Below are 20498 nucleotides of genomic sequence, written 5' to 3'. Positions count from 1 at the left end.
TCATCACAAAGAACGCCAACTCAGTCTGTTCGCGAACAAAATGTATGGGAGAGTTTTCTTGTCAGGCATCGTCTAAACGAGAGATCTGCTTTTCGCGGCTGGAGGTGTCGCTAAGTCTTACCGCGTAGCAAGCGGCGGCTATCCGGCAAACTGTTAGTGCGGAGGAGGGATGTCGCGGGCGCCACTTCCGAATTGATGTCCGCCCTCATCCGTTGCAAATGGGGTGGGGATTGTGGCGGGAAAAAAAAGGCGGAAGCAAGCTCCCGCCAAACAACGAAGAAGTAGGTTCAGAAATCAGAAACCTTGCCCCAAACCCCTTTGTTCAGACGGGCAAGCCTGTATTGGGTGTGGTCCACAAAGGGCGTCGTACCCGTCACCAGCTCAGCAATGAGCCGTCCGGCACCAGGGCCGATGCCGAAGCCGTGACCCGAAAAGCCGGCGGCGAGAATGAAGCCAGGCAGGTTTTGCGCTTCGTCGATGACCGGGACACCGTCGGGTGTGCTGTCGATATAGCCTGCCCAACCAGCCTGAACGGGCACGCAGCCCAACGCGGGCAACAGGAGCCTTGCTCGGGCAAGTGTTTCCCTCAAGATTGCCTCAGACGGGCGAGGGTCGAGGATACGAACGCGCTCCATCGGTGTAGGTCGGTCGAGCGCCCACTTGCGCAGCGTCTCGTGTCCGTACTGCCAACCCTGTAGGTCGCCGGGTGAGAGCATTTGCCAGCGTTTGGCGAACATCGGGAGAAAGTAGGGGGAGAACCGAAGTTGCTGTGGCGTCGGGTCCACGCAGGCCCGTCCAGAAATGGCCAGAGTATGGCCGCCATCCCCACGCCGCGTGACGGTGACGTTGCTGGTATGAAGCGCATCGGGAAGTCCTTTGGCGCCCGGCATGACTGACAGGATGCTCGATCGCACCGATGCCTGCGGAAAACGTATGCCGAGCTGAGCACAAAAGGAGGAGGCCCAGGCACCGCCTGCCATCACTACCTGACGGGTTTTGATCACACCTTTTTCAGTAATGACCCCCGACACCTGCCCAGCTTCGGTCTCGACGCCGCGTGCGGCACAGAATTGGTGTATCGAACCGCCATGCTTAAGTACACCCTTAGCAATCAGCGGTGCCGCCCGCGACGGATCGGCGATGCCATCGGACGGCGAAAACACTCCTCCCAGCCAGGGCTTGCCGGTTGCCGCGCCGCGTTGCGTGGCTTCGGCGCTGCTCAGCATATGAGTCGTGACCCCTTGGGTAAGCGCGAAGTCGCGCCATTTCGCCCAGCCATCCAGTTCGGCCTGGTTATCCGAGAGATAGAACAAACCGCAGCGACGAAAACCGAGGTCCTCGTCTAGGTCGGTGGTGATCTCTTCCCAGAGCGCGAGGCTTTTAGTCGATAACGGCAGCTCACGCGCGTCGCGGTTCTGCTGGCGGCACCAACCCCAGTTGCGGCTGGACTGCTCGGCGCCTATGCGTCCCTTCTCGATGACAGCGACACTCATACCCTGACGGGCCATGAAATAGGCGGCGCATACGCCGATGATACCGCCGCCGATGACGACGGCATCGGCGCTCTTTGGCAGCTCCGGTGTGGACGCAATGGTTATCAAGGGAGCCGGCATTCTGTTCTCCAGGCCTGACGTTTAAAGTTGTGCGGCTTCAGTTGCTTCGTAATATCAAGTGCTGATCGATGCGGAACGATCGAGTGGGCATCGCCAGCTTTCAGTCCGGTCGAGAGCACCATCGTGTGGGACACATATTAGTCCGCTCGATCCGCGCGAGGCTGTCGTATTGGGTGCTTGTAGTCGCAGAATCGCGCGTTTTCGGGGGTGTACTCAAAAGTTTATGCTGTGCTTGGCGAAGCACAAATAGCACCGTTCAGTTCTGAACGCGGAAGGTTTGGTACCTCAAAGATTGATGACAGTAACCAGTGATCAAATTGCCAGTGATGTCAGTGGCCGCCCTGTGGCGTTCAAGCTTCTGTTCAGTTGCTATGCGCGCAGGCTTGACCTGGTGGGGTATAGCGTTTGCTTTCGCTGTTGGCGATGAAAGTTATTTAAAGTTCGGTATGCGGTGAATATTCGAAATTTTCTGCTGGGTGCTCGGGAGGATACTAAGGTACAGATAATCAGGCAACGGGGTTGCCGAAGGGCGTAATGAGAGAGATTAAATAAATGAAAACATTGCTGCTAAAAAAAGAAGAAGTGCGCAGTTTGATATCGATGAAGGAGGTCATCAGCACGGTGGAAGAGGCCTACAAAGCCTTTAATAGTAATCAGGTAGTGCAGCCTGACTATATAGGGATACATCTGCCACCGCCACGTGGGGAGATTGATTTCAAGCTAAGCTACTATATGGCCAATGAAGTGATCTCTATGAAGGCGTCGTCTGGAGGTTTTAACGATAATCCAGCGGTGCACGGAGTGCCGAGCGGTATGGGTACCATTTTGCTGTTCGACGGCAAGAGTTGCGCGCTGATCTGCGTGATGGATGGAAGTTTGATCACCGGTCTCAGAACTGGCGCGGCCGGAGCTGTTTCAGTAAAACTGCTGGCAAGAAAGAACTCGCGAAAAGTAACCTCTATCGGCACGGGCAATCAAGCAAGAATGCAAATCCGTGCAATAAGTGAAGTTATGAATATTGAGGAAATCCATGCATGGGACAATTCCCCAGATACACTTGCCAGATTTAAGGCGGATATCGAAGGTGAGTTTGGTATTCCAGTAAGCATGGCCAGTTCAAAAAAAAACGGCGGTTGAGCTAGCTGATATCTTGATTACTACGACCCGCGGAAAGGGGACGCTTGTAGAGGCAGATTGGATAAAGCCAGGCACTCACATTGTTGCGATTGGTACTGATCAACAAGGCAAGCAAGAGCTCGATCCAGAGATATTCAGACATGCAAAAATAGTAAACGACTCCACTAGCCAGTGCGCCGAGAAAGGTGAAACCTGGCACCCATTGAATGCAAAAATCATTACCTATGACGATATCCATGCAGAAATCGGTGAGATACTGCTAGGCGAAAAGCCAGGGAGAGAGAATGACGAAGAAATAACTATTTTCGATTCAACCGGCATGGCCATACAGGACAACACTACGGCAGAAAAAATCTACCGCAATGCCTTGGGCAACAACGTTGGGTCTTTCTTTGAGTTTCTCTGAATACATTCTTTAGAAGGATAAGCATTGTGCGTGACTACCCTACCATTCAAGACATTCGGGAAGCCCAGGAACGGCTCAAACCCCATATCAAGCATACGCCGTTACTACGTGCTGAAAAAATAGAGAAGGTCGTTGGCTGTCAGCTCTATTTAAAACCTGAAACCCTCCAGATTACTGGCGCCTTCAAGATTCGCGGGGCTCTGAATAAGGCGCTTTCGCTTTCCAGAGAAGAAATCGCAAACGGTATCATTGCCACGTCTTCTGGCAATCATGCCCAAGGGCTTGCATACGCCGCCAGAATGCTAGGTGTCAAAGCGTTATTAGTACTTCCAGTCACCACGCCAAAAATTAAAATCGAAAACACCAAAGCACTTGGCGCAGAAGTTATCCTTTTCGATGGAGATACAGCTGCCAGGTGGAAACGGGTGTATGAAATCGCCGAAGAAAACAAATATGCCGTTGTTCACGCTTTTGAAGACCCTCTTGTAATGGCTGGTCAGGGAACGATCGGTTGTGAAATATTGGAGGATCTGGATAATGTCGACACGGTCATCATTCCCATGGGCGGTGGTGGGCTTATTTCAGGAATTGCCACCGCGATCAAGGAAACGAACCCGTCGGTACGAGTTATAGGCGCCGAGCCCGCCTTGACACCGAAGTATTTTCACAGCCGGATAAATAAAAAGCGTACAACACTTCCCTTGCTAGATACTATTGCGGACGGCTTAAGGATTAGTGTTCCAGGTCAAAATCCCTATCCTATTATCGAGAAGTATGTGGATGAAATTGTACTGGTTGAGGATGAGCATATAATCGCTGGTATGCGTGCTCTTGCCAAAGATGCAAAGTTAATAGCTGAGCCGGCCGCCTCAATTGGTATTGGTGCTCTCTTGGCAGGTTCCATAAAAGTCAGGGCGGATGAAAAGGTATGTGTGGTACTGACCGGCGGCAATTGGGACCTGTGTGACCTTGCCAAGATATACCAAGCTGTCGAGTAAGCTCTAGAGCGTTGATAGTAACGTTCTCTATTGGTGTCGTGTCTGTTGATTGACGCCCTTCCTTAATGGAGGGGCGTTTTGCTTTGCTGAATTTATTTGACCTCTGCCGATTGGCGGGGACCGGTTAAGCTCGAAAAACCGGCGGCAACCTGTAACAAACCCTATCGGGCTATACGCGTCTATCCCAATTGGATCCCTGAGCGCGCATGCTCTCGTACGTATCGCATGCATGCCAGCGTCACAACCACTGTCAGGACAATCACTCCATCAACGGTTGCCGCAGATCATGTCAGGCATGCGTCAAATGTAAAAGGAATCTGCCCGAGTTGCAGGGTGATTAGGCATTTCCGTCGAGTTGCTATTCATAAACTAGTACTCAACAACCTTTCATCCATAGAGCGGAGATTGACCCATGACCTATAAGCCAAAATTTATCAGCTTCGATTGCTACGGAACCCTCATCAACTTTGAAATGGGGCCGACGGCAAAGTTGCTTTTCGAGGATCGTGTTCCTCGTGATCGGATGCCAGCTTTCCTGGACAGTTTTCGATTCTATCGTCTCGATGAAGTGTTAGGTGAGTGGAAGCCGTTCTTTGATGTCGTTGAGAGCTCTATTCAAAGGACATGCAAGAAACACGGTGTGGAATATCGTCCTTCCGACGCGCTCGCATTGTACGAGGCCGTGCCGACCTGGCAGCCTCATCCCAATGTAGTCGAAACGCTGCAGGCAATTGCCCCGCATGTCCCGTTGGTGATTCTTTCGAACTCGATGGTCGATCTGATTCCACATAGCGTCGCGCACCTCAAAGCACCGTTCCATGCGGTTTATACAGCCGAGGAAGCTCGCGCATACAAACCAAGGGGACAGATGTTCGAATACATGTTCGATCAACTCGGCTGCGGGCCCGAGCAAATGATGCATGTCTCGTCGAGTTTTCGTTATGACCTCATGACAGCGTCCGACTTCGGGTTCATGGCCAAGGCTTTCATCGATCGCGGTCATGAACCCGTGTGCGACGGTTATGGTGTCAACAGGTTGACAGATATTCGCCAGCTTCCCGGCTTACTTGGCCTTGATTGTCTTGCCCAAGATGCTACGACGAAACGGGGCGCGTGATGACGGCGAATGGATCGATAGCGACGGCGGCACTGAGCACGGCGGCACCCTGCCTCACACCGGACGAGGTTGGCGCCTTGGTCAGTCGTGTCTACGGTATCAACGGTAGCGTTAAATCACTGGTGGGCGAGCGCGATCAGAATTGTTGCATAGAGACCCGGGATGGTATGCGGTACGTTTTCAAGATCAGCAACTCATCCGAGCCGGTTTCGGTAGTGGATTTCCAGATCGCTGCGCTTGAGCACATTGCCCGTGTAGCGCCTGACCTGCCAGTTCCCCGAGTGGTGCGGACATTGGGTGGAAGTACGCGCGACTCTGTGATACTCGCCGATGGGGTCCCAACCACTGTGCGAATGCTGTCATATCTCGACGGTGTCCAGATTCGTGAGACTCCTCGGACCGCTTTGCAGTGTAGGGCAATGGGGTGCGTACTCGCCAAGTTGAACCTAGCGCTGCGCGATTTCGCGCATCCTGCAGCGACTCACGATCTGCTCTGGAACGTATCCACAGCACATCGGCTGGCACCCAATCTTGATGTCATCGTCGACGCCCCACGTCGAGCTCTGGCCGAGTTGTTTATGGCGCGTTTCAATGAGCATGTGCTACCGCGGTTGGCTTCGGTGAGGTCGCAAGTGATCCACAACGATTACCACCTCTATAACGTGCTTGTTGACCCCGACGATCATGAGCGAGTCGTGGGGATCATCGACTTCGGCGACATGCTGCATGCGCCGCTAGTCGGTGAGGTTGCGACGGCGGCTGCCTTCCACATGACTGGCAACGCTGACCCCTTCGAAGGGCCGTCGCAGTTTGTAGGGGCCTATCACGCGACTCTGCCGCTTAGTTACGAGGAACAGGAGATCGTCGCCGATCTCATGGCGACACGGCATCTGATCACTGCATTAATTTCGGAGTGGCGTGCCAAACGTTATCCCGAGAACCGCGCTTACATCATGCGTCACAACCCCGCAGCATGGGAGGCGCTATCTCAGATGGCCGGTCTTTCCCGAGCTGAGGCGCGCGACCGACTACTGACCGATGTACGATAAGGATTAGCCAATGAAAAGCACGACTGACCTCAACATGGTTAACGCTTATATTCCCGGACGCGCCAACCTAGCGCCAGTTACCGCGGCGATGATCGAGCGGCGTGACGCGCTGCTCGGTCCGGCCTATCGCCTCATGTACGAACATCCGCTGCACATAGTGGGTGGCGAAGGCGTGTGGTTGATTGACCCGGAAGGTCGCCGTTACCTGGATGCATACAACAACGTGGCCTCACTTGGGCATTGTCATCCGGCCGTGACCGAAGCGATATGCAAGCAAGTGCGTACCCTCGCCACCAATACCCGGTACCTGCACGACACCATTCTGGAACTGGCCGAACGTTTGATCGCAACAGTGCCTGAGACCGAGCTTGCGCACCTCATGCTGACCTGTACGGGAAGCGAGGCAAACGATCTTGCTTATCGTATTGCTCAAGTTCGTACAGGAGGCACGGGCGTAATCGTGACTGAAACCGCTTATCACGGCTTCACCGATGCGGTGTCGAAATTTTCGCCATCTCTCGGTGTTACGGTCGATCTTGGTGCGCACGTTCGCATAGTGCCGGCGCCGCGCCTTTATCATGCCGAGGGTGCCGACCTTCCCCAGCGCTTCACCCAGGATGTAGAGGCGGCGATCTCCGATCTTCAGCGTCATGGCATCAGGCCGGCGGCACTGATCGTCGATTCGCTGTTCACTAGCGACGGCATTCTTCCTGAGCCGGCGGGCTTGTTAAAAGGCGCTGTCGAGGCTATCAAGCGGTCCGGCGGCCTGTTCATCGCCGATGAGGTCCAGCCTGGCTTCGGAAGGACGGGAGAGCATATGTGGGGCTTTCAACGCCACGGCGTCATACCTGACATCGTCACCCTAGGTAAGCCGATGGGCAATGGGCAACCTATCGCGGGGTTGCTGGCCACCGCTGACGCGCTGGCGAAGTTCGGTAAAGATTCGAGGTACTTCAACACCTTCGCCGGCAATACCGTATCGTGCGCGGCTGCCCTGGCAGTGTTGGACACGATCGAAAAAGAAGGTCTGGTGCAGCATGCCGCCAAGGTCGGGAAAATTCTGCGCGACGGCATTTCGGCACTTGCTAACCGGCACGAGGCTATCGGCGATGTGCGCGGCGCAGGCATGTTCGTTGGCGTTGAGTTGGTCTCGGATCGCGTAACGCGAGCACCGGACCGCGATCTCACCACCCGTGTAGTCAACCGAATGCGCGAGATGGGTGTCCTGCTCAGCGCATGTGGAATGGGGCACAATGTGCTAAAGATTCGACCGCCGCTGGTACTGTCGGCGGAAGAAGCTCACATAGTGATCGATACGCTCGACGAAGCGCTAACCGCAGCGCAATCTGCTTAAGGCGACAATGGGCCTGGCATTGAAGGTGATCGACTAATGCAAACCTCAGCTCCCCTCGACCAGTTCGATATCAAGATTCTTGAGCATCTCCAGCGCGAGGGGCGCTGTTCGAACGTAGATCTTTCCGCGAACATAGCCCTCAGTGAAAGTCCGTGCCTCCTACGAACGAAACGGCTTCAGGATACCGGCGTTATCCTGGGCTACCATGCGAGGATCGCATTGGAAAAACTGGGCGGCTACGTCACTGTCTTTTCCGAGGTGACTATCAGCAGCCACCGACCACGGGACTTTCGTAAGTTCGAAGCAGGGATCGGCAAGTACCACGAGATTGTCGAGTGCTACAACGTAAGTGGTGGTTACGATTACCTTTTGAAAATCGTGACGCCTGGTATTCCCTACTTTCAGGCGCTAATGGATCGTCTGCTCGAGGATGAAATCGGAATCGAGAAGTTCGCCAGCCGGATAGTACTGCGCCAACCGCTCGATCAACGTGGATATCCCCTGAGTATCATCGTATCCGGAAAGCCAAGTTGGGATTGATGCCTCGACGCATTCCGGTACAGCGCTCTGCCCTGTGCATCACTAGTAGAGCCTGTACCGGACTGGCGGTCGTATGCACACCGCGCACCTGATTTGGACATTGCCCTTGGTGCGGGGGGGGGGCAGAAGGCTGCACGGTATCGGTCAACCGTTACGACATAGCTCCGACCACATCCTATCCACCGAAGGCTAAAGCGTCCGTGTAATGGCAAGGGCCAACGTGAGGAAGCCTTGCGGTAAAACTTCAGCATACAAAAGGTGCTGATCGAGATCAGTTGATTCTGCTGAGATGTACCCAAACGGGCGCCCAAGGGGCGCCCGTCTCGTTTGTGCAGACCCGCAAAAAAGCGGGGCGAAGTGCGTTTTTCGGTACCTGATAGACGTTCCGCAAAGTCTGCTGATGCGTGCCTGTAAAACAGCTTTTTATGTGGAGAAAACGGTGCTTTTAAACTCATGTGCTGGGCTCTTGGTGCTGTAATGATACGGCAGGGCAGTACAACTCCAGAGGCCGAAAGCGGCCGAGGTTAGCTGCAAAATTTAAACAAATATCAGGACTGCGCCATGAGCATTATTCGACCCAAGTACATCACCTTCGATTGTTACGGCACTCTTACAAACTTTCAATTGGGCCCGATGACCCGTCAGCTGTTTGCCGATCGTGTACCTGCCGACCAGATGGATCAGTTTGTAGAAGACTTCGCCGTTTATCGCCTGGATCAGGTGATGGGTGATTGGCGGCCATATGATGAAATCTTAAAGACAGCTATTGCTCGGGTATGCAAACGCTGGGGTGTCGAGTATCGCGGTGAGGGTCAGCTTTACTACGATGCCGTGCCGACCTGGGGTCCACATGCTGATGTAACGGCTGGCTTATCCAAGATCGCTGACAAGATTCCGCTAGTGATCTTCTCCAATGCGATGGACGAGCAAATCATGTCCAACGTCGACAAGCTGGGCGTACCCTTCCATAAGGTGTTCACCGCCCAACAAGCACAGGCCTACAAGCCGCGTCTAACCGCTTTCGAATTTATGCTCGACAACCTCGGTTGTGGCCCGGAAGACGTACTGCATGTTTCCTCCAGTTTCCGCTACGACTTGATGTCGGCCAATGACATGAAGATCAAGAACAAGGCATTCGTCGCTCGTGGCCACGAACAGCCCGCTAATGCCTGCTACAGCTACCGGCAGATTTCTGACATTGGTGGCTTGCCTGCTTTGGTCGGTCTCTGATCGCTATTTCGCAACGAGGAGTTGGAGATGCACAGCGATTCCTATTGGCTCGACACGGCACCAGTCTTCACCGGTGCGCAGGCCGGCGTACTTCCCGCTCGGGTCGATGTAGTTGTCATCGGGGGCGGGTTCACTGGTCTGTCGGCTGCCCGTTCGCTAGCCCTGAAAGGGGCTAGTGTGGCGGTCCTGGAGGCCGGGCGGGTGATCGGCGAAGCCTCCGGGCGCAACGGTGGTCATTGCAGTACTGGAGTTGCTCAGGACTACGCCGGGTTGACTGCCAGTCTCGGCAGTGAGCGAGCGCGCGCCTATTACCGTGCCTACGAGAATGCGGTGCAGAGCGTTGTCTCGATAGTTGAGCAAGAGCGAATCGCCTGTGATCTCACGCGTAATGGCAAGCTCAAGTTGGCAGCCAAACCTCATCACTACGAAGGGCTAGCGCGGACCTGCGAGGCTATCCGCCGGGAGGTAGATGCTGATGTAGAGCTGCTGTCTGCTGCTGAGGTGCGAAGCGAGGTTGGCTCGACCGAGTTTTATGGAGGGCTGCTGCAGCGCAATGGTGTTCAGATGCACATAGGCCGCTTTGGCATTGGCTTGGCCGAAGCAGCCGCGCGGCACGGTGCGCTTGTCTTTGAGCAGACTACTGTCAAGGGCTGGAAAGCCTCCGCAGGTGGATACCGGGTCGACACAAGTCGCGGCAGTCTGCAGGCCGGTCAGGTGCTGATGGCGACAGGGGCTTGCCAGCATGGCGGCCTGGGTTGGTATCGGCGGCGGATCGTACCGGTGGGTAGTTTCATCATTGCTACAGAGAGGCTACCCGACGATTTGGTCAGTCGACTGCTTCCTGGGCGACGCTCCTACGTTACCAGTCGTACCATTGGTAACTACTTCCGTCTCACCCCTGACAACCGTCTGCTGTTCGGTGGACGAGCACGCTTTGCCATGTCTGGAGGTAACTCCGACGTGAAGAGCGGCAAGATACTGCGGGCGGCGTTGGTGCAGATGTTTCCGCAGTTGGCTCAAGTGAAGGTCGACTATTGCTGGGGCGGTTTGGTGGATATGACTTCCGACCGCCTCCCGCGCGCCGGCCAACATGGTGGCGTTTACCACTCCATGGGCTACAGCGGTCATGGCGTGCAAATGTCGGTGCACATGGGTCAGGTGATGTCCGAGGTAATGGACGGCAAGACCGAAGCCAATCCATGGGGAGAACTGAATTGGCCGGCCATTCCCGGTTATTTCGGCAAGCCATGGTTCCTACCGGTGGTAGGTGCCTACTACCGCGTTCAGGACTACTTGCACTGAGTGCGTCATGGTCAAGGAGCATTATCGCTACTAGCAAGAGTGTTGATTCAGTGTCGTAAGCGTCACCAGGCGGCTTCGCTACACAGCGAGCATTCGAGCCTTCTCATTATCGACAGGTAGAACGAGATGACTGACAACAAAAATAAAAACGAAACCCAGTTGATTGGCCCAGAGCAAAGCCAACGCATTTTCGAAGGTCTCAATCGTGGTGTGTCGCGCCGCGACGCACTCCGCTTGCTGGGTTTGGCTGGCGTTGCCGTGGCCGGTGCAGGCAGCCTGTTTGGTCCGGCGGGCGAGCTTTTTGCCTCGACATCCAGTGATACGGGCAAAGGTAAGCGCGGTGGTCGCATCAAGGTCGCCAGCGCGACCAGCTCGACCGCCGATACTCTGGATCCGGCAAAAGGCGCGAACTACACTGACTATTGCCGTCACAACATGTTCTATAACGGCCTGACCACGTTGGACGAACAATTGGTGCCGCGTATGGCCCTTGCGGAGTCGTTTGATACCAGTGACGCCATCTCCTGGACCGTCAAACTGCGCAAGGATGTCGTCTTTCACGACGGCAAGCCATTCACCTCGGCCGATGTTGTCTATTCGCTGAACCGTCACAAGATCCCTCAGGTCGGTTCCAAAGCGCTGACTACCGCGCAGCAGTTGGATGAGGTGAAAGCCACCGGGCCGTATGAGGTGCTGATCCGATTGACCAGCCCGAATGCCGACCTGCCGGCTATTCTCGCCACCACGCATTTTCTCATCGTACGTGACGGAACCACCGATTTCGCTATCGCCAATGGGACCGGGCCTTTCAAATGTGCGGAATTTCAGCCGGGCGTGCGCTCGATCGGCGCGCGCAACGACAGCTACTGGAAGCCAGGCCTGCCTTATTTGGACGAAGTCGAGTTTTTCTCGATCCCGGACGAGGCCGCTCGCATCAGTGCTTTGCTCGCCGGTGATGTGGACCTCATTAACCCAGTCAACCCACGTTCGACTTCGCGCATCCTGGAGAGCAGCAAGGTAGGGCTGATGGAGTCCCGAACCGGTGGTTATACCAATCTGGTGATGCGCGATGAGTTGGGCCCTAGTCAGAATCCTGACTTCGTCTTGGCGATGAAGTATCTGTTAGACCGTAAACAGATCAATCGTGCAGCCTTCCGTGGTTATGGCGCCATCGCCAATGATCAGCCAATCGCGGCGAGTAACCGCTACTACTTTGCTGGTCTGCCGCAGCGTCAGTTCGATCCGGAGAAGGCCAAGTTCCACCTGCAGAAGTCCGGCATGGTCGGTCGCACCCTGCCTTTGGTAGCTTCCGAAGCCGCCACCGGTTCGTTGGACATCGCCCAGTTATTGCAGCTTTCGGCTCAGCAGATCGGACTCAAATTCGACATCAAGCGGGTTCCGGCGGATGGCTACTGGTCCAATCACTGGATGAAGCACCCACTGGGTTTCGGAAACATCGGTGCGCGTCCAACCGCTGATTTGATGTTCAGCCTGTTTTTCCAGTCCAGCGCGGGCATGAACGAGTCGGGGTGGAAAAACGAGCAATTCGACCAGTTGCTGGTGGCTGCGCGTGGGGAGACCGACGATTCCAAACGCAAGCAGATGTACGCCGATATGCAGGTGCTGGTGCATGAAAAATGCGGGATCGGTATCCCGCAGTTCACCAGCAGCCTCGATGGGCACAATGCCAAGTTGAAAGGTCTGGTTCCCCATCCGCTCGGTGGTTTGATGGGTTACATGTTTGCTGAGCATGTCTGGCTGGATGCCTGAGCGAATAGCGCAACGATAGCTCGATAACAACGGCGCGCCTGCGGGTCCCTGCAGGCGTCGCCATCAAGTAAAGGTATCCATTATGAACAGCACTATTGCGCGCCTTGTATTCAGTCGGCTGGCTGTAGGCGTGCTTACGCTGCTTATCGTGTCGCTCGTGGTGTTTTTTCTCACCAGCCTGCTGCCGGGTGATGCGGTTCAGGAGCAGCTCGGCCAGGACGCAACACCGGAAGCGGTGGCAGCAATGCGCACGTTGTTAGGCCTGGACCAACCTGTGTACCTGCGGTACGTACACTGGCTGGGCGGGTTGATCACCGGCAATCCTGGTGTTTCTCTGGTCAATGGCATGGCGGTCGACGAAATGATCGCCAGCCGTCTGCCCAACACCCTGCGCCTGGCGTCAATCGCTGCGCTGGTTTCAGTGCCGCTCGCGCTGACGATAGGCATTTTGTCAGCGATGTACCGCGGTTCAATTTTTGATCGCTACAGCAACATGCTAGCGGTTTTCGCTGTCTCCGTGCCGGAGTTCCTGATTGCCACCGTCGCGGTACTGATCTTCGCGGTCAAGCTGGGTTGGCTGTCGGCCCTGTCACGTGACGTTGACGTCGAGTCCTTCGGGCAACTGGTGCGCGTCTACGCGATGCCCGTGCTGACTCTGTGCTGTGTGTTGGTAGCGCAGATGGCACGTATGACGCGGGCCGCGCTGATCGACCAATTGAGCAGCCCCTATGTCGAAATGGCGGTGCTCAAAGGCGCGCGACCGATACGCGTGGTGCTTCGCCATGCGCTGCCCAATGCAATCGGACCAATCGCCAACGCCATCGCACTTAGCCTTTCGTACCTGCTGGGTGGTGTCGTCATCGTCGAGTCGATCTTCAATTACCCGGGTATCGCGACCCTGATGGTCAACGGTGTAGTCACGCGTGACATGCCGCTGGTCCAGGCGTGCGTAATGTTGTTTTGCCTGGGTTTCCTGGTGCTGGTACTGCTGGCCGACCTCTGTGCAATTCTGTCCAACCCGAGGCTGCGCAAATGAAACTTGATATCACTCCCCCAAAGCCGGGTGCAGGGAACGGCGTTAAGCAGAATGAACTGAAACAGACCGTAGCTTTGCCTCATCGTCGTCGACTCAAGTTGACTCTGGGTGGCTTCATAGGCCTGCTGATCGTGAGCTTCTGGGCATTGATGGCCGTCGTCGGCCCACTGTTGGCACCCTACGATGCCAACGCCATGGCCAGCGAAGGCTTCTTTGGTCCGCTCAGCTGGCAGTTTCCGTTGGGCACCGACTACCTGGGGCGGGACATCCTCAGCCGGTTATTGCATGGCGCGCCCTACACCATCGGCGTGGCGTTGGCGGCGACCGTGCTCGCCTGCACGGCAGGAGTGGTGCTTGGGCTAGTGGCGGCTGCCTCCGGTGGTTGGGTCGATGCACTCATAAGCCGTACCGAAGATGCGTTGATCTCCATCCCGAACAAGATTTTCGCGCTATTGATGGTCGCCTCGTTCGGGTCCTCCGTGCCGTTGCTGTTGTTCATGGCCGCATTTGCCTACATGCCGGGCTCCTTCCGTATTGCACGTGCGGTTGCAGTAAACGTCATGACCATGGACTTCGTCAGGGTTGCTCGCACTCGAGGTGAGGCTATGCCCTACATCATCTTCATCGAGGTGCTGCCGAACATGCTTCGTCCTGTGCTGACCGATTTTGGCCTGCGCTTTGTGTACGTGGTGCTGCTGCTGAGCGCGATGAGCTTCCTCGGACTGGGCATACAGCCGCCGGACGCGGATTGGGGCTCTCTAGTGCGAGAAAACATCCAGGGCCTGGAGGAGGGTGCTCCGGCCGTATTGGTGCCGGCGCTTGCCATCGCCACCCTGACCATGGGGGTCAACTTGCTCATCGACAGCTTCGGCGGGCGATCCAAGCGCGGGACGGAGAAGTGAAATGAACGAAATCGTCAGGGTAAGTGGCCTGCGCGTGGCCGCGCGCAATGAAGAAGGCATCGACATTCCGATCGTACACGGTGCGGATTTCAGCCTGAACAAGGGCGAAGTACTGGCGCTGATCGGTGAGTCCGGTTCCGGCAAAAGCACCATTGCCTTGTCACTGATGGGTTACGCCCGCAGTGGCTGCTGCATCGTAGGCGGCTCGGTACGCATCGGCGATGTGGATGTACTCAAACTGTCGAATGCCGAACTGGCAAAGTTGCGCGGGCGCACTGTGGCATATATTGCACAGAGCGCGGCGGCGGCCTTCAATCCTTCCAAGTGCATCATGGATCAAGTGATTGAAAGCGCGTTGATCCACGGCACTCTGCCGCGGCACGAGGCGCAGGCCAAGGCCGTCGGGTTGTTTCGAGCGCTGGCGTTGCCGGACCCTGAAGGCATAGGTGCGCGTTATCCGCATCAGGTCTCGGGCGGTCAACTGCAAAGGTTAATGGCGGCGATGGCGCTGATCACTGATCCGGCATTGGTGATCCTCGACGAGCCGACCACGGCGCTGGACGTCACCACACAGATCGAAGTGCTGCGGGCTTTCAAGCAGGTGGTTCGTGAGCTAGGCACAACGGCCGTATACGTCTCGCACGATCTGGCGGTGGTAGCGCAGATGGCCGACCGTATTGTAGTGCTGCGCAATGGTCAGATTCAGGAAAACAGCAGTACCGAGCAGATCCTGATAGAACCCGAACATCCCTATACCCGTAGCCTGCTGTCGGCGATGAAGCCGACGGCGACCCGGGACGCGGTCGATCAAGGCGTGGGCCCTGCGGGGAATGATCTGCTGCTCGACGTCCGTGGCCTAGAGATTTGCTATGGCGTCAAAAAGGTCCTGCAGGATGTGGATCTGCAGGTTCGTAGAGGTGCGGCAGTCGGTGTGATCGGCGAGTCGGGGTCGGGGAAGACTACTCTCGCTCAGGCTATCGCTGGCTTGGCGGAGCCGTCAGCCGGGCGGATCCTGCTGGACGGCCAGCCGCTCAGCAAAACCCTGGCCGGTCGCACCCGCGAGCAGTTCCGACGTGTTCAATTCGTATTCCAGAATGCTGATACGGCACTGAATCCTCGACACAGCATCGAAGAGATCCTTGGCCGTCCGTTACGGTTCTACCACGGCATGAAGGGTGCACAACGTCAGCGACGAGTTGCTGAATTGCTGGAGTTGGTGCAACTGCCGGCAAGCATCGCGCAGCGCCGCCCTGGTGAGTTGTCTGGCGGGCAGAAACAAAGGGTAAACCTGGCACGGGCGCTCGCCGCGGAGCCGGACCTGATCCTCTGTGACGAAGTGACCTCGGCACTGGATACCGTGGTAGGGGCGGCGATTCTCGAACTGTTGCGTGATCTGCGTCGCGATCTGGGCGTTTCCTACCTCTTCATCAGCCACGATATCTCGACCGTTCGCGCGCTGTGTGACGACATCGTAGTGATGTATAGCGGGCACAAGGTCGAGGCGGGAGACTGTGAGTCGTTCGTCCAGGTGCCATACCATCCCTACACCGATCTTTTAATCAATTCAGTGCCGGAATTGCGTCAGGGATGGTTGGAGAACTGCAGTGCCTCCCATGGCGATCTCCCCCCGATCGGCGCGTTGGACACTACTGCGCACTTGTGCCCGTTTCTGAACCGTTGTCCGGTGCGCATTGATGGGCTCTGCAATCGCAGCGCGCCGCCACGACGAAATATCGCCGGCGGCAGCGAGATCCTGTGCCATCACGAAAGTGCCGAGCTTATCAAGGCACAGCAAGGATCGCACAGCATGAAATTAGTGGGGACCTACGCATGAACGCGCGTTTCGTGCGCTTGGCCGAAAAACAGCGTGCAAAGGTAAGGTTGATGGTCGATGGCGAACCCATCGAGGCGATGGAAGGCGACACCCTGATGGTTGCGTTATTAACCCAGGTGTCGACCCTACGCCAGTCAGAGTTCGATTCGGGCCGACGTGCCGGCTTCTGCCTGATGGGCGCTTGCCAGGACTGCTGGGTCTGGACCCGTAGGGGCGAACGTCTGCGTGCTTGCTCGAACGAAGTCCGCGAAGGACTGGATATCGTAACCATACAGCCGGAGGCGACATGGCCATTGCGCGCCTGAAAGGTCTTCGCAATGACGATGTGCGCGTCGTGATTGTCGGCGCCGGCCCGGCCGGCACACGTTGTGCCGAGATTCTGGTGGCAGCCGGCATTAGGCCGATTGTGTTGGACGAAAACCGTCGCGACGGCGGCCAGATCTATCGTCGACAGCCTGAGGGGTTCGACCGCGATTACGCCACCCTTTATGGTAGCGAGGCGGACAAGGCCAAGGCACTGCATGATAGCTTCGACCACTTGCGTGGGCGGATCGATTACCGGCCCGACACGTCGGTGTGGAGCTTGAGCCCGTGGGAATTGTTCTGCATCAGCCAGGGCAAGCACACGACGGTCAGTTACGATGCACTGATCCTTTGTACGGGGGCCACTGACCGCTTGATGCCGATCGCCGGCTGGCAACTAGCAGGTTGCTTTAGTTTAGGCGGCGCGCAGATCGCCCTGAAGGCGCAAGCGGTAGCGATCGGTCGCCGGGTGGTGTTCATGGGTAGTGGGCCGCTGCTTTACCTGGTCGCCAGTCAGTACCTCAAGGCCGGTGCCGAGGTGGCCGCCGTGCTCGACACCTCACCGCTGCGCAAACGCATATTCGCCCTGCCCAAACTGCTGGCTCGACCAAGGATGCTGTTCACCGGCCTGCAGTTGATGGCCAAACTGTTTTTGGCGGGTATTCCAGTACGCCTGGGCGTCGAGCCGCAGCAGATAGTGGGCGAAGCGAGCACAGGCGTCAGTGCTGTGCGTGTGCGCACGGCACACGGCGAAAGCCTGGAGATCGACTGCGATGCGGTCGCCCTCGGATATCACCTGCGCCCGGAAACCCAATTGGCCGACCTCGCCGGCTGCCGTATGCACTTTCATGAGCCTTCGCAACAGTGGGTGCTGGATACTGATCAAGACGGTCGCACTTCGGTCGAGGGGGTGTACGCCGCCGGCGACGGTACGCGAATCCGCGGTGCCGATGCCGCCGAGCACTCCGGGCGCCTGACTGCCATGGCGCTGTTGCAGGATCTGCGGCAGCCCGTGAGCAGCGAGGCGCTGGCTCAGAAGCGATGTGCCTTAGCGGCGATGGAACAGTTCAGCCGGGGCCTGCACCAGGCCTTTCCCTGGCCGGCGGCTCAAGCCGAGAGGTTGCCTGACGGGGCGATCGTCTGCCGTTGCGAAATGATTACCGCCGGCGAGTTGCGTGAGGCGGTGCGCGAGAAGGGCGCCAGTGAGGTCAATCGTGCGAAGGCCTTCAGCCGGGTCGGCATGGGCCGCTGTCAAGGTCGTTACTGCTCGCAGGCCGGCGCCGAGGTGATCGCCGCGGCGGCTGGCGTTCCTGTCGAGCGGGTCGGTCGTCAGCGCGGTCAGGCGCCGGTCAAGCCGCTGCCTATGCAGAGCGAGGAAATCAGGCTAGCCGAAGAGGTGTCGCGGTGAGCGTTCAACAAATTGATGTACTGATCGTAGGCGGTGGCCTTATGGGCGCGGCTTCGGCATTCTTCCTGCGTCAGCGCGGGCGCTCGGTGGTGCTTCTGGAACGGGACATGATCGGCCAGTACGCCAGCGGAGTGAACTTCGGCAACGTGCGTCGCCAAGGTCGTTTCCTCGGCCAGCTGGAACTGGCCAACCGCTCCTTCGCGCTGTGGAAGCGTCTGCCACAGCTGATTGACGACGATCTGGAGTTCATCGCCAGCGGTCAGATGCGTGTGTGCTACCGCGAGGACGAGGTCGCCGAACTAGATGCCTATGCGGCTGCCCCCGAAGCGAGGGAACTGGATCTGAAAATCTATCGTGGGCGTGAGCTACACGAACGCTTTCCGTTCCTCGGCCCGGAGGTCAAGGGCGGTTCCTATGCACCGCACGATGGCCACGCTAACCCGCGTCTCGCCGCACCGGCCTTTGCCCGCGCCTCGCGGCGTGCAGGCGCGCGCATCGAAGAACGTACCGAAGTGACGCATATTCAGAAGGTGGGTAGGCAGTTCCAGGTGGATACTGCCGATGGCCGCCGGTACCGCGCCGAACAGTTGCTGATCACGGCGGGCGCATGGGGAGAGAAGCTTTCCTCCCAATTCGGTGAGCCAGTGCCAATGATCGCCAAGGGGCCTCAGATGTCAGTCACTGAGCCTGTGCCCTACGCGCTCAAAACGGTGATCGGCGTGTACACCAAACACCCCGAAGAAGTGCTGTATTTCCGCCAGATCCCTCGAGGCAACATAATCATCGGCGGCTGCCATCACACTCAGCCGGATATGCTCAACCGCCGCGCCTACTTCGATCCGTCGAGTGTTCTCAAACAGTTGCAGCAGATGCGCAGGCTGGCACCGCAGATGGCCAACCTCAATATCATTCGTACCTGGAGCGGGATCGAGGGCTACGTCGCGGACTCATTGCCGGTAATGGGGGCCAGTGGCCAGGTTGACGGCCTTTATTACGCCTTCGGTTTTAGCGGCCACGGTTTCCAGTTAGGACCTGGCGTTGGCGACGTGATGGCCGAGCTAATAAGTACCGGTAGCACCAGTACCCATATCACTCCCTTTCACGTCAGTCGCTTCGCCAGTAAGGCTGAGCCGAGGAGCAATGCATCATGAGAGGGCGTGCGCTGGAAATACTCAAGCGACTGATCGCATTCGAGTCCGTTTCCTCGGAATCGAACCTTGCGCTGATCGACTATGTCCGCGCGCAGCTGGCGAGCAAAGGTATCGAGTCGTTGATCGTCAAGGACGAAAGTGGACGCAAGGCCAACCTGTTCGCCAGCGTTGGCCCGCGCGATCTGCCGGGCGTGTTGTTGTCCGGACACACCGACGTGGTGCCTGCCGTCGGACAGGCCTGGAGCGTGCCGGCGTTCCAGGCGACGCTGAAGGACGAGCGGATTTACGGCCGTGGCAGCTGCGACATGAAGGGATTTATTGCCTTGGCGATCGACGCCATGCTCGAAGCAGCTGACTGCTCGTTGAGCCGCCCATTGCAACTGGCCCTGTCCCATGACGAGGAAATCGGCTGCGTCGGCGTACGCCGACTGCTTGATGTTCTGCACTTGGCGCCGTTGCGACCGATGCTGTGCATCGTCGGCGAGCCAACCAATATGCAGTTCGTGCTCGGGCACAAAGGCAAGGGTTCCTACCGTGCATTGTGCCGGGGGCAGGAAGCCCACTCATCTCTGGCCCCGCGGTCGGTTAATGCTATCCATTTGGCTTGCGACTTTATTGCCTCACTGCGCGAGGGCCAGCGGCGTTTACAAAATCAGGGAGCGCACGACTCAGATTACGACGTACCGTACAGCACCGTGCACGTCGGACAGATTGCGGGGGGCAAGGCTCTGAACATCGTGCCGAACCTGTGCAGCCTTGATTTCGAGGTGCGCAATCTGCCGGCCGACAACCTCGATCAGTTTCTTGCGCAGATGCAAGAACACGCCGAGCAGATCGTTCGTGAGGCCAAACGGTTGTCCGGCGCAGCTGATATCGAAATCGAGACGCTGAACGTTTATCCCGGCCTGGATACCCATCCCAGCGTGGAAGCTGTGCGCTTTCTGAAGAATTTCGCACCGGCGGATACCGGCAGCGCAAAAGTTTCCTTCGGCACTGAGGGGGGCTTATTCAGTCAGCGCCTGAATGTACCGGTGGTGGTCTGTGGACCGGGTTCCATCGAGCAGGCACACAAGCCTGATGAATTCGTCGCGTTGAGCCAGATGCAGGCAGGGGAGCGCTTTCTCGATGGGCTGCTGGGCTCGCTGAGGCTGTAACGTCAGTCTCTCGTGTGGCCCTTGCGAATCCGAAAGGGCCATTTCGCATGATTACCATTCACCCGATACCCCTTGGTTGATCAGTCGCATGTTTGCCTGAGCAAGAGTGCGTGCGCCTTTTTTAGGGCTACGCCTTGACCGAATAACCAAAAATAACGGGACTCTCGCGAGTCTCCGACAACACTCCGGGAGTC

18 protein-coding genes are annotated in these 20498 nt (G+C 57.1%); 17 read left to right on the top strand and 1 reads right to left on the bottom strand.

The window, feature by feature from the left end; translation table 11 throughout:
- Window positions 1-287 precede the first annotated feature (287 nt).
- Window positions 288-1613 carry an NAD(P)/FAD-dependent oxidoreductase gene (locus ABIE16_RS05750; RefSeq protein ID WP_349733499.1) on the bottom strand — a complete coding sequence of 442 codons (1326 nt, stop codon included), beginning with the start codon at window positions 1611-1613 and terminating at the stop codon, window positions 288-290.
- A 552-nt stretch (window positions 1614-2165) separates the two neighbouring features.
- Here ABIE16_RS05750 and ABIE16_RS05745 point away from each other — a divergent pair.
- The 17 genes from ABIE16_RS05745 to argE all read left to right on the top strand — a co-directional run bounded on the left by ABIE16_RS05745 (window position 2166) and on the right by argE (window position 20304).
- Window positions 2166-2750 carry an ornithine cyclodeaminase family protein gene (locus ABIE16_RS05745; protein ID WP_429520698.1) on the top strand — a complete coding sequence of 195 codons (585 nt, stop codon included), beginning with the start codon at window positions 2166-2168 and terminating at the stop codon, window positions 2748-2750.
- A 13-nt stretch (window positions 2751-2763) separates the two neighbouring features.
- On the top strand, window positions 2764-3156 hold the full coding sequence (locus tag ABIE16_RS05740) for an ornithine cyclodeaminase family protein (RefSeq protein ID WP_429520697.1): 393 nt from the start codon (window positions 2764-2766) through the stop codon (window positions 3154-3156).
- A gap of 26 nt (window positions 3157-3182) precedes the next feature.
- Window positions 3183-4154 carry a threonine/serine dehydratase gene (locus ABIE16_RS05735; RefSeq protein WP_429520696.1) on the top strand — a complete coding sequence of 324 codons (972 nt, stop codon included), beginning with the start codon at window positions 3183-3185 and terminating at the stop codon, window positions 4152-4154.
- Between the two features lie 412 nt (window positions 4155-4566).
- Window positions 4567-5271 carry a haloacid dehalogenase type II gene (locus ABIE16_RS05730; RefSeq protein WP_349733494.1) on the top strand — a complete coding sequence of 235 codons (705 nt, stop codon included), beginning with the start codon at window positions 4567-4569 and terminating at the stop codon, window positions 5269-5271.
- Window positions 5271-6320: a phosphotransferase gene (locus ABIE16_RS05725; protein ID WP_429520695.1), complete on the top strand. Its 1050-nt coding sequence runs from the start codon at window positions 5271-5273 to the stop codon at window positions 6318-6320. The genes ABIE16_RS05730 and ABIE16_RS05725 overlap by 1 nt, the downstream gene beginning before the upstream one ends.
- Before the next feature lie 10 nt (window positions 6321-6330).
- Window positions 6331-7674, top strand: a complete 1344-nt coding sequence (locus ABIE16_RS05720) for an aspartate aminotransferase family protein (RefSeq protein WP_429520694.1) — start codon at window positions 6331-6333, stop codon at window positions 7672-7674.
- A 36-nt stretch (window positions 7675-7710) separates the two neighbouring features.
- The gene (locus tag ABIE16_RS05715; protein ID WP_349733488.1) at window positions 7711-8214 is read left to right on the top strand and encodes an Lrp/AsnC family transcriptional regulator; all 504 of its coding nucleotides are present in this window, start codon (window positions 7711-7713) and stop codon (window positions 8212-8214) included.
- Window positions 8215-8775: 561 nt separating this feature from the next.
- Entirely contained in the window at window positions 8776-9444 is a 669-nt protein-coding gene (locus tag ABIE16_RS05710; RefSeq protein ID WP_349733487.1) for a haloacid dehalogenase type II, read from the top strand.
- A gap of 27 nt (window positions 9445-9471) precedes the next feature.
- The gene (locus ABIE16_RS05705; RefSeq protein ID WP_349733485.1) at window positions 9472-10746 is read left to right on the top strand and encodes an NAD(P)/FAD-dependent oxidoreductase; all 1275 of its coding nucleotides are present in this window, start codon (window positions 9472-9474) and stop codon (window positions 10744-10746) included.
- Window positions 10747-10872: 126 nt separating this feature from the next.
- Entirely contained in the window at window positions 10873-12516 is a 1644-nt protein-coding gene (locus ABIE16_RS05700; RefSeq protein ID WP_429520693.1) for an ABC transporter substrate-binding protein, read from the top strand.
- Between the two features lie 82 nt (window positions 12517-12598).
- On the top strand, window positions 12599-13552 hold the full coding sequence (locus tag ABIE16_RS05695; RefSeq protein ID WP_349733481.1) for an ABC transporter permease: 954 nt from the start codon (window positions 12599-12601) through the stop codon (window positions 13550-13552).
- Complete coding sequence (locus ABIE16_RS05690; protein ID WP_349733479.1) at window positions 13549-14454, top strand: ABC transporter permease; 906 nt, start codon at window positions 13549-13551, stop codon at window positions 14452-14454. Before ABIE16_RS05695 ends, ABIE16_RS05690 begins: the two co-directional genes overlap by 4 nt.
- Window position 14455: 1 nt before the next feature.
- Window positions 14456-16288: an ABC transporter ATP-binding protein gene (locus ABIE16_RS05685; protein WP_349733477.1), complete on the top strand. Its 1833-nt coding sequence runs from the start codon at window positions 14456-14458 to the stop codon at window positions 16286-16288.
- Window positions 16285-16593 carry a (2Fe-2S)-binding protein gene (locus ABIE16_RS05680; RefSeq protein ID WP_349733476.1) on the top strand — a complete coding sequence of 103 codons (309 nt, stop codon included), beginning with the start codon at window positions 16285-16287 and terminating at the stop codon, window positions 16591-16593. The genes ABIE16_RS05685 and ABIE16_RS05680 overlap by 4 nt, the downstream gene beginning before the upstream one ends.
- Entirely contained in the window at window positions 16575-17999 is a 1425-nt protein-coding gene (locus ABIE16_RS05675) for an NAD(P)/FAD-dependent oxidoreductase (RefSeq protein WP_349733474.1), read from the top strand. Before ABIE16_RS05680 ends, ABIE16_RS05675 begins: the two co-directional genes overlap by 19 nt.
- Window positions 17996-19150: an NAD(P)/FAD-dependent oxidoreductase gene (locus ABIE16_RS05670; protein ID WP_349733472.1), complete on the top strand. Its 1155-nt coding sequence runs from the start codon at window positions 17996-17998 to the stop codon at window positions 19148-19150. The genes ABIE16_RS05675 and ABIE16_RS05670 overlap by 4 nt, the downstream gene beginning before the upstream one ends.
- Window positions 19147-20304 (top strand): acetylornithine deacetylase, encoded by a 1158-nt coding sequence (gene argE / locus ABIE16_RS05665; protein WP_429520692.1) that lies wholly within the window; start codon window positions 19147-19149, stop codon window positions 20302-20304. Before ABIE16_RS05670 ends, argE begins: the two co-directional genes overlap by 4 nt.
- Window positions 20305-20498: the final 194 nt, after the last annotated feature.

Source organism: Pseudomonas sp. 2725 (assembly GCF_050434585.1).
GTDB lineage: Bacteria > Pseudomonadota > Gammaproteobacteria > Pseudomonadales > Pseudomonadaceae > Aquipseudomonas > Aquipseudomonas jessenii.
The sequence above is the reverse complement of the archived record's forward strand: the minus strand, read 5'-3'. Positions and strand labels throughout refer to the sequence as shown.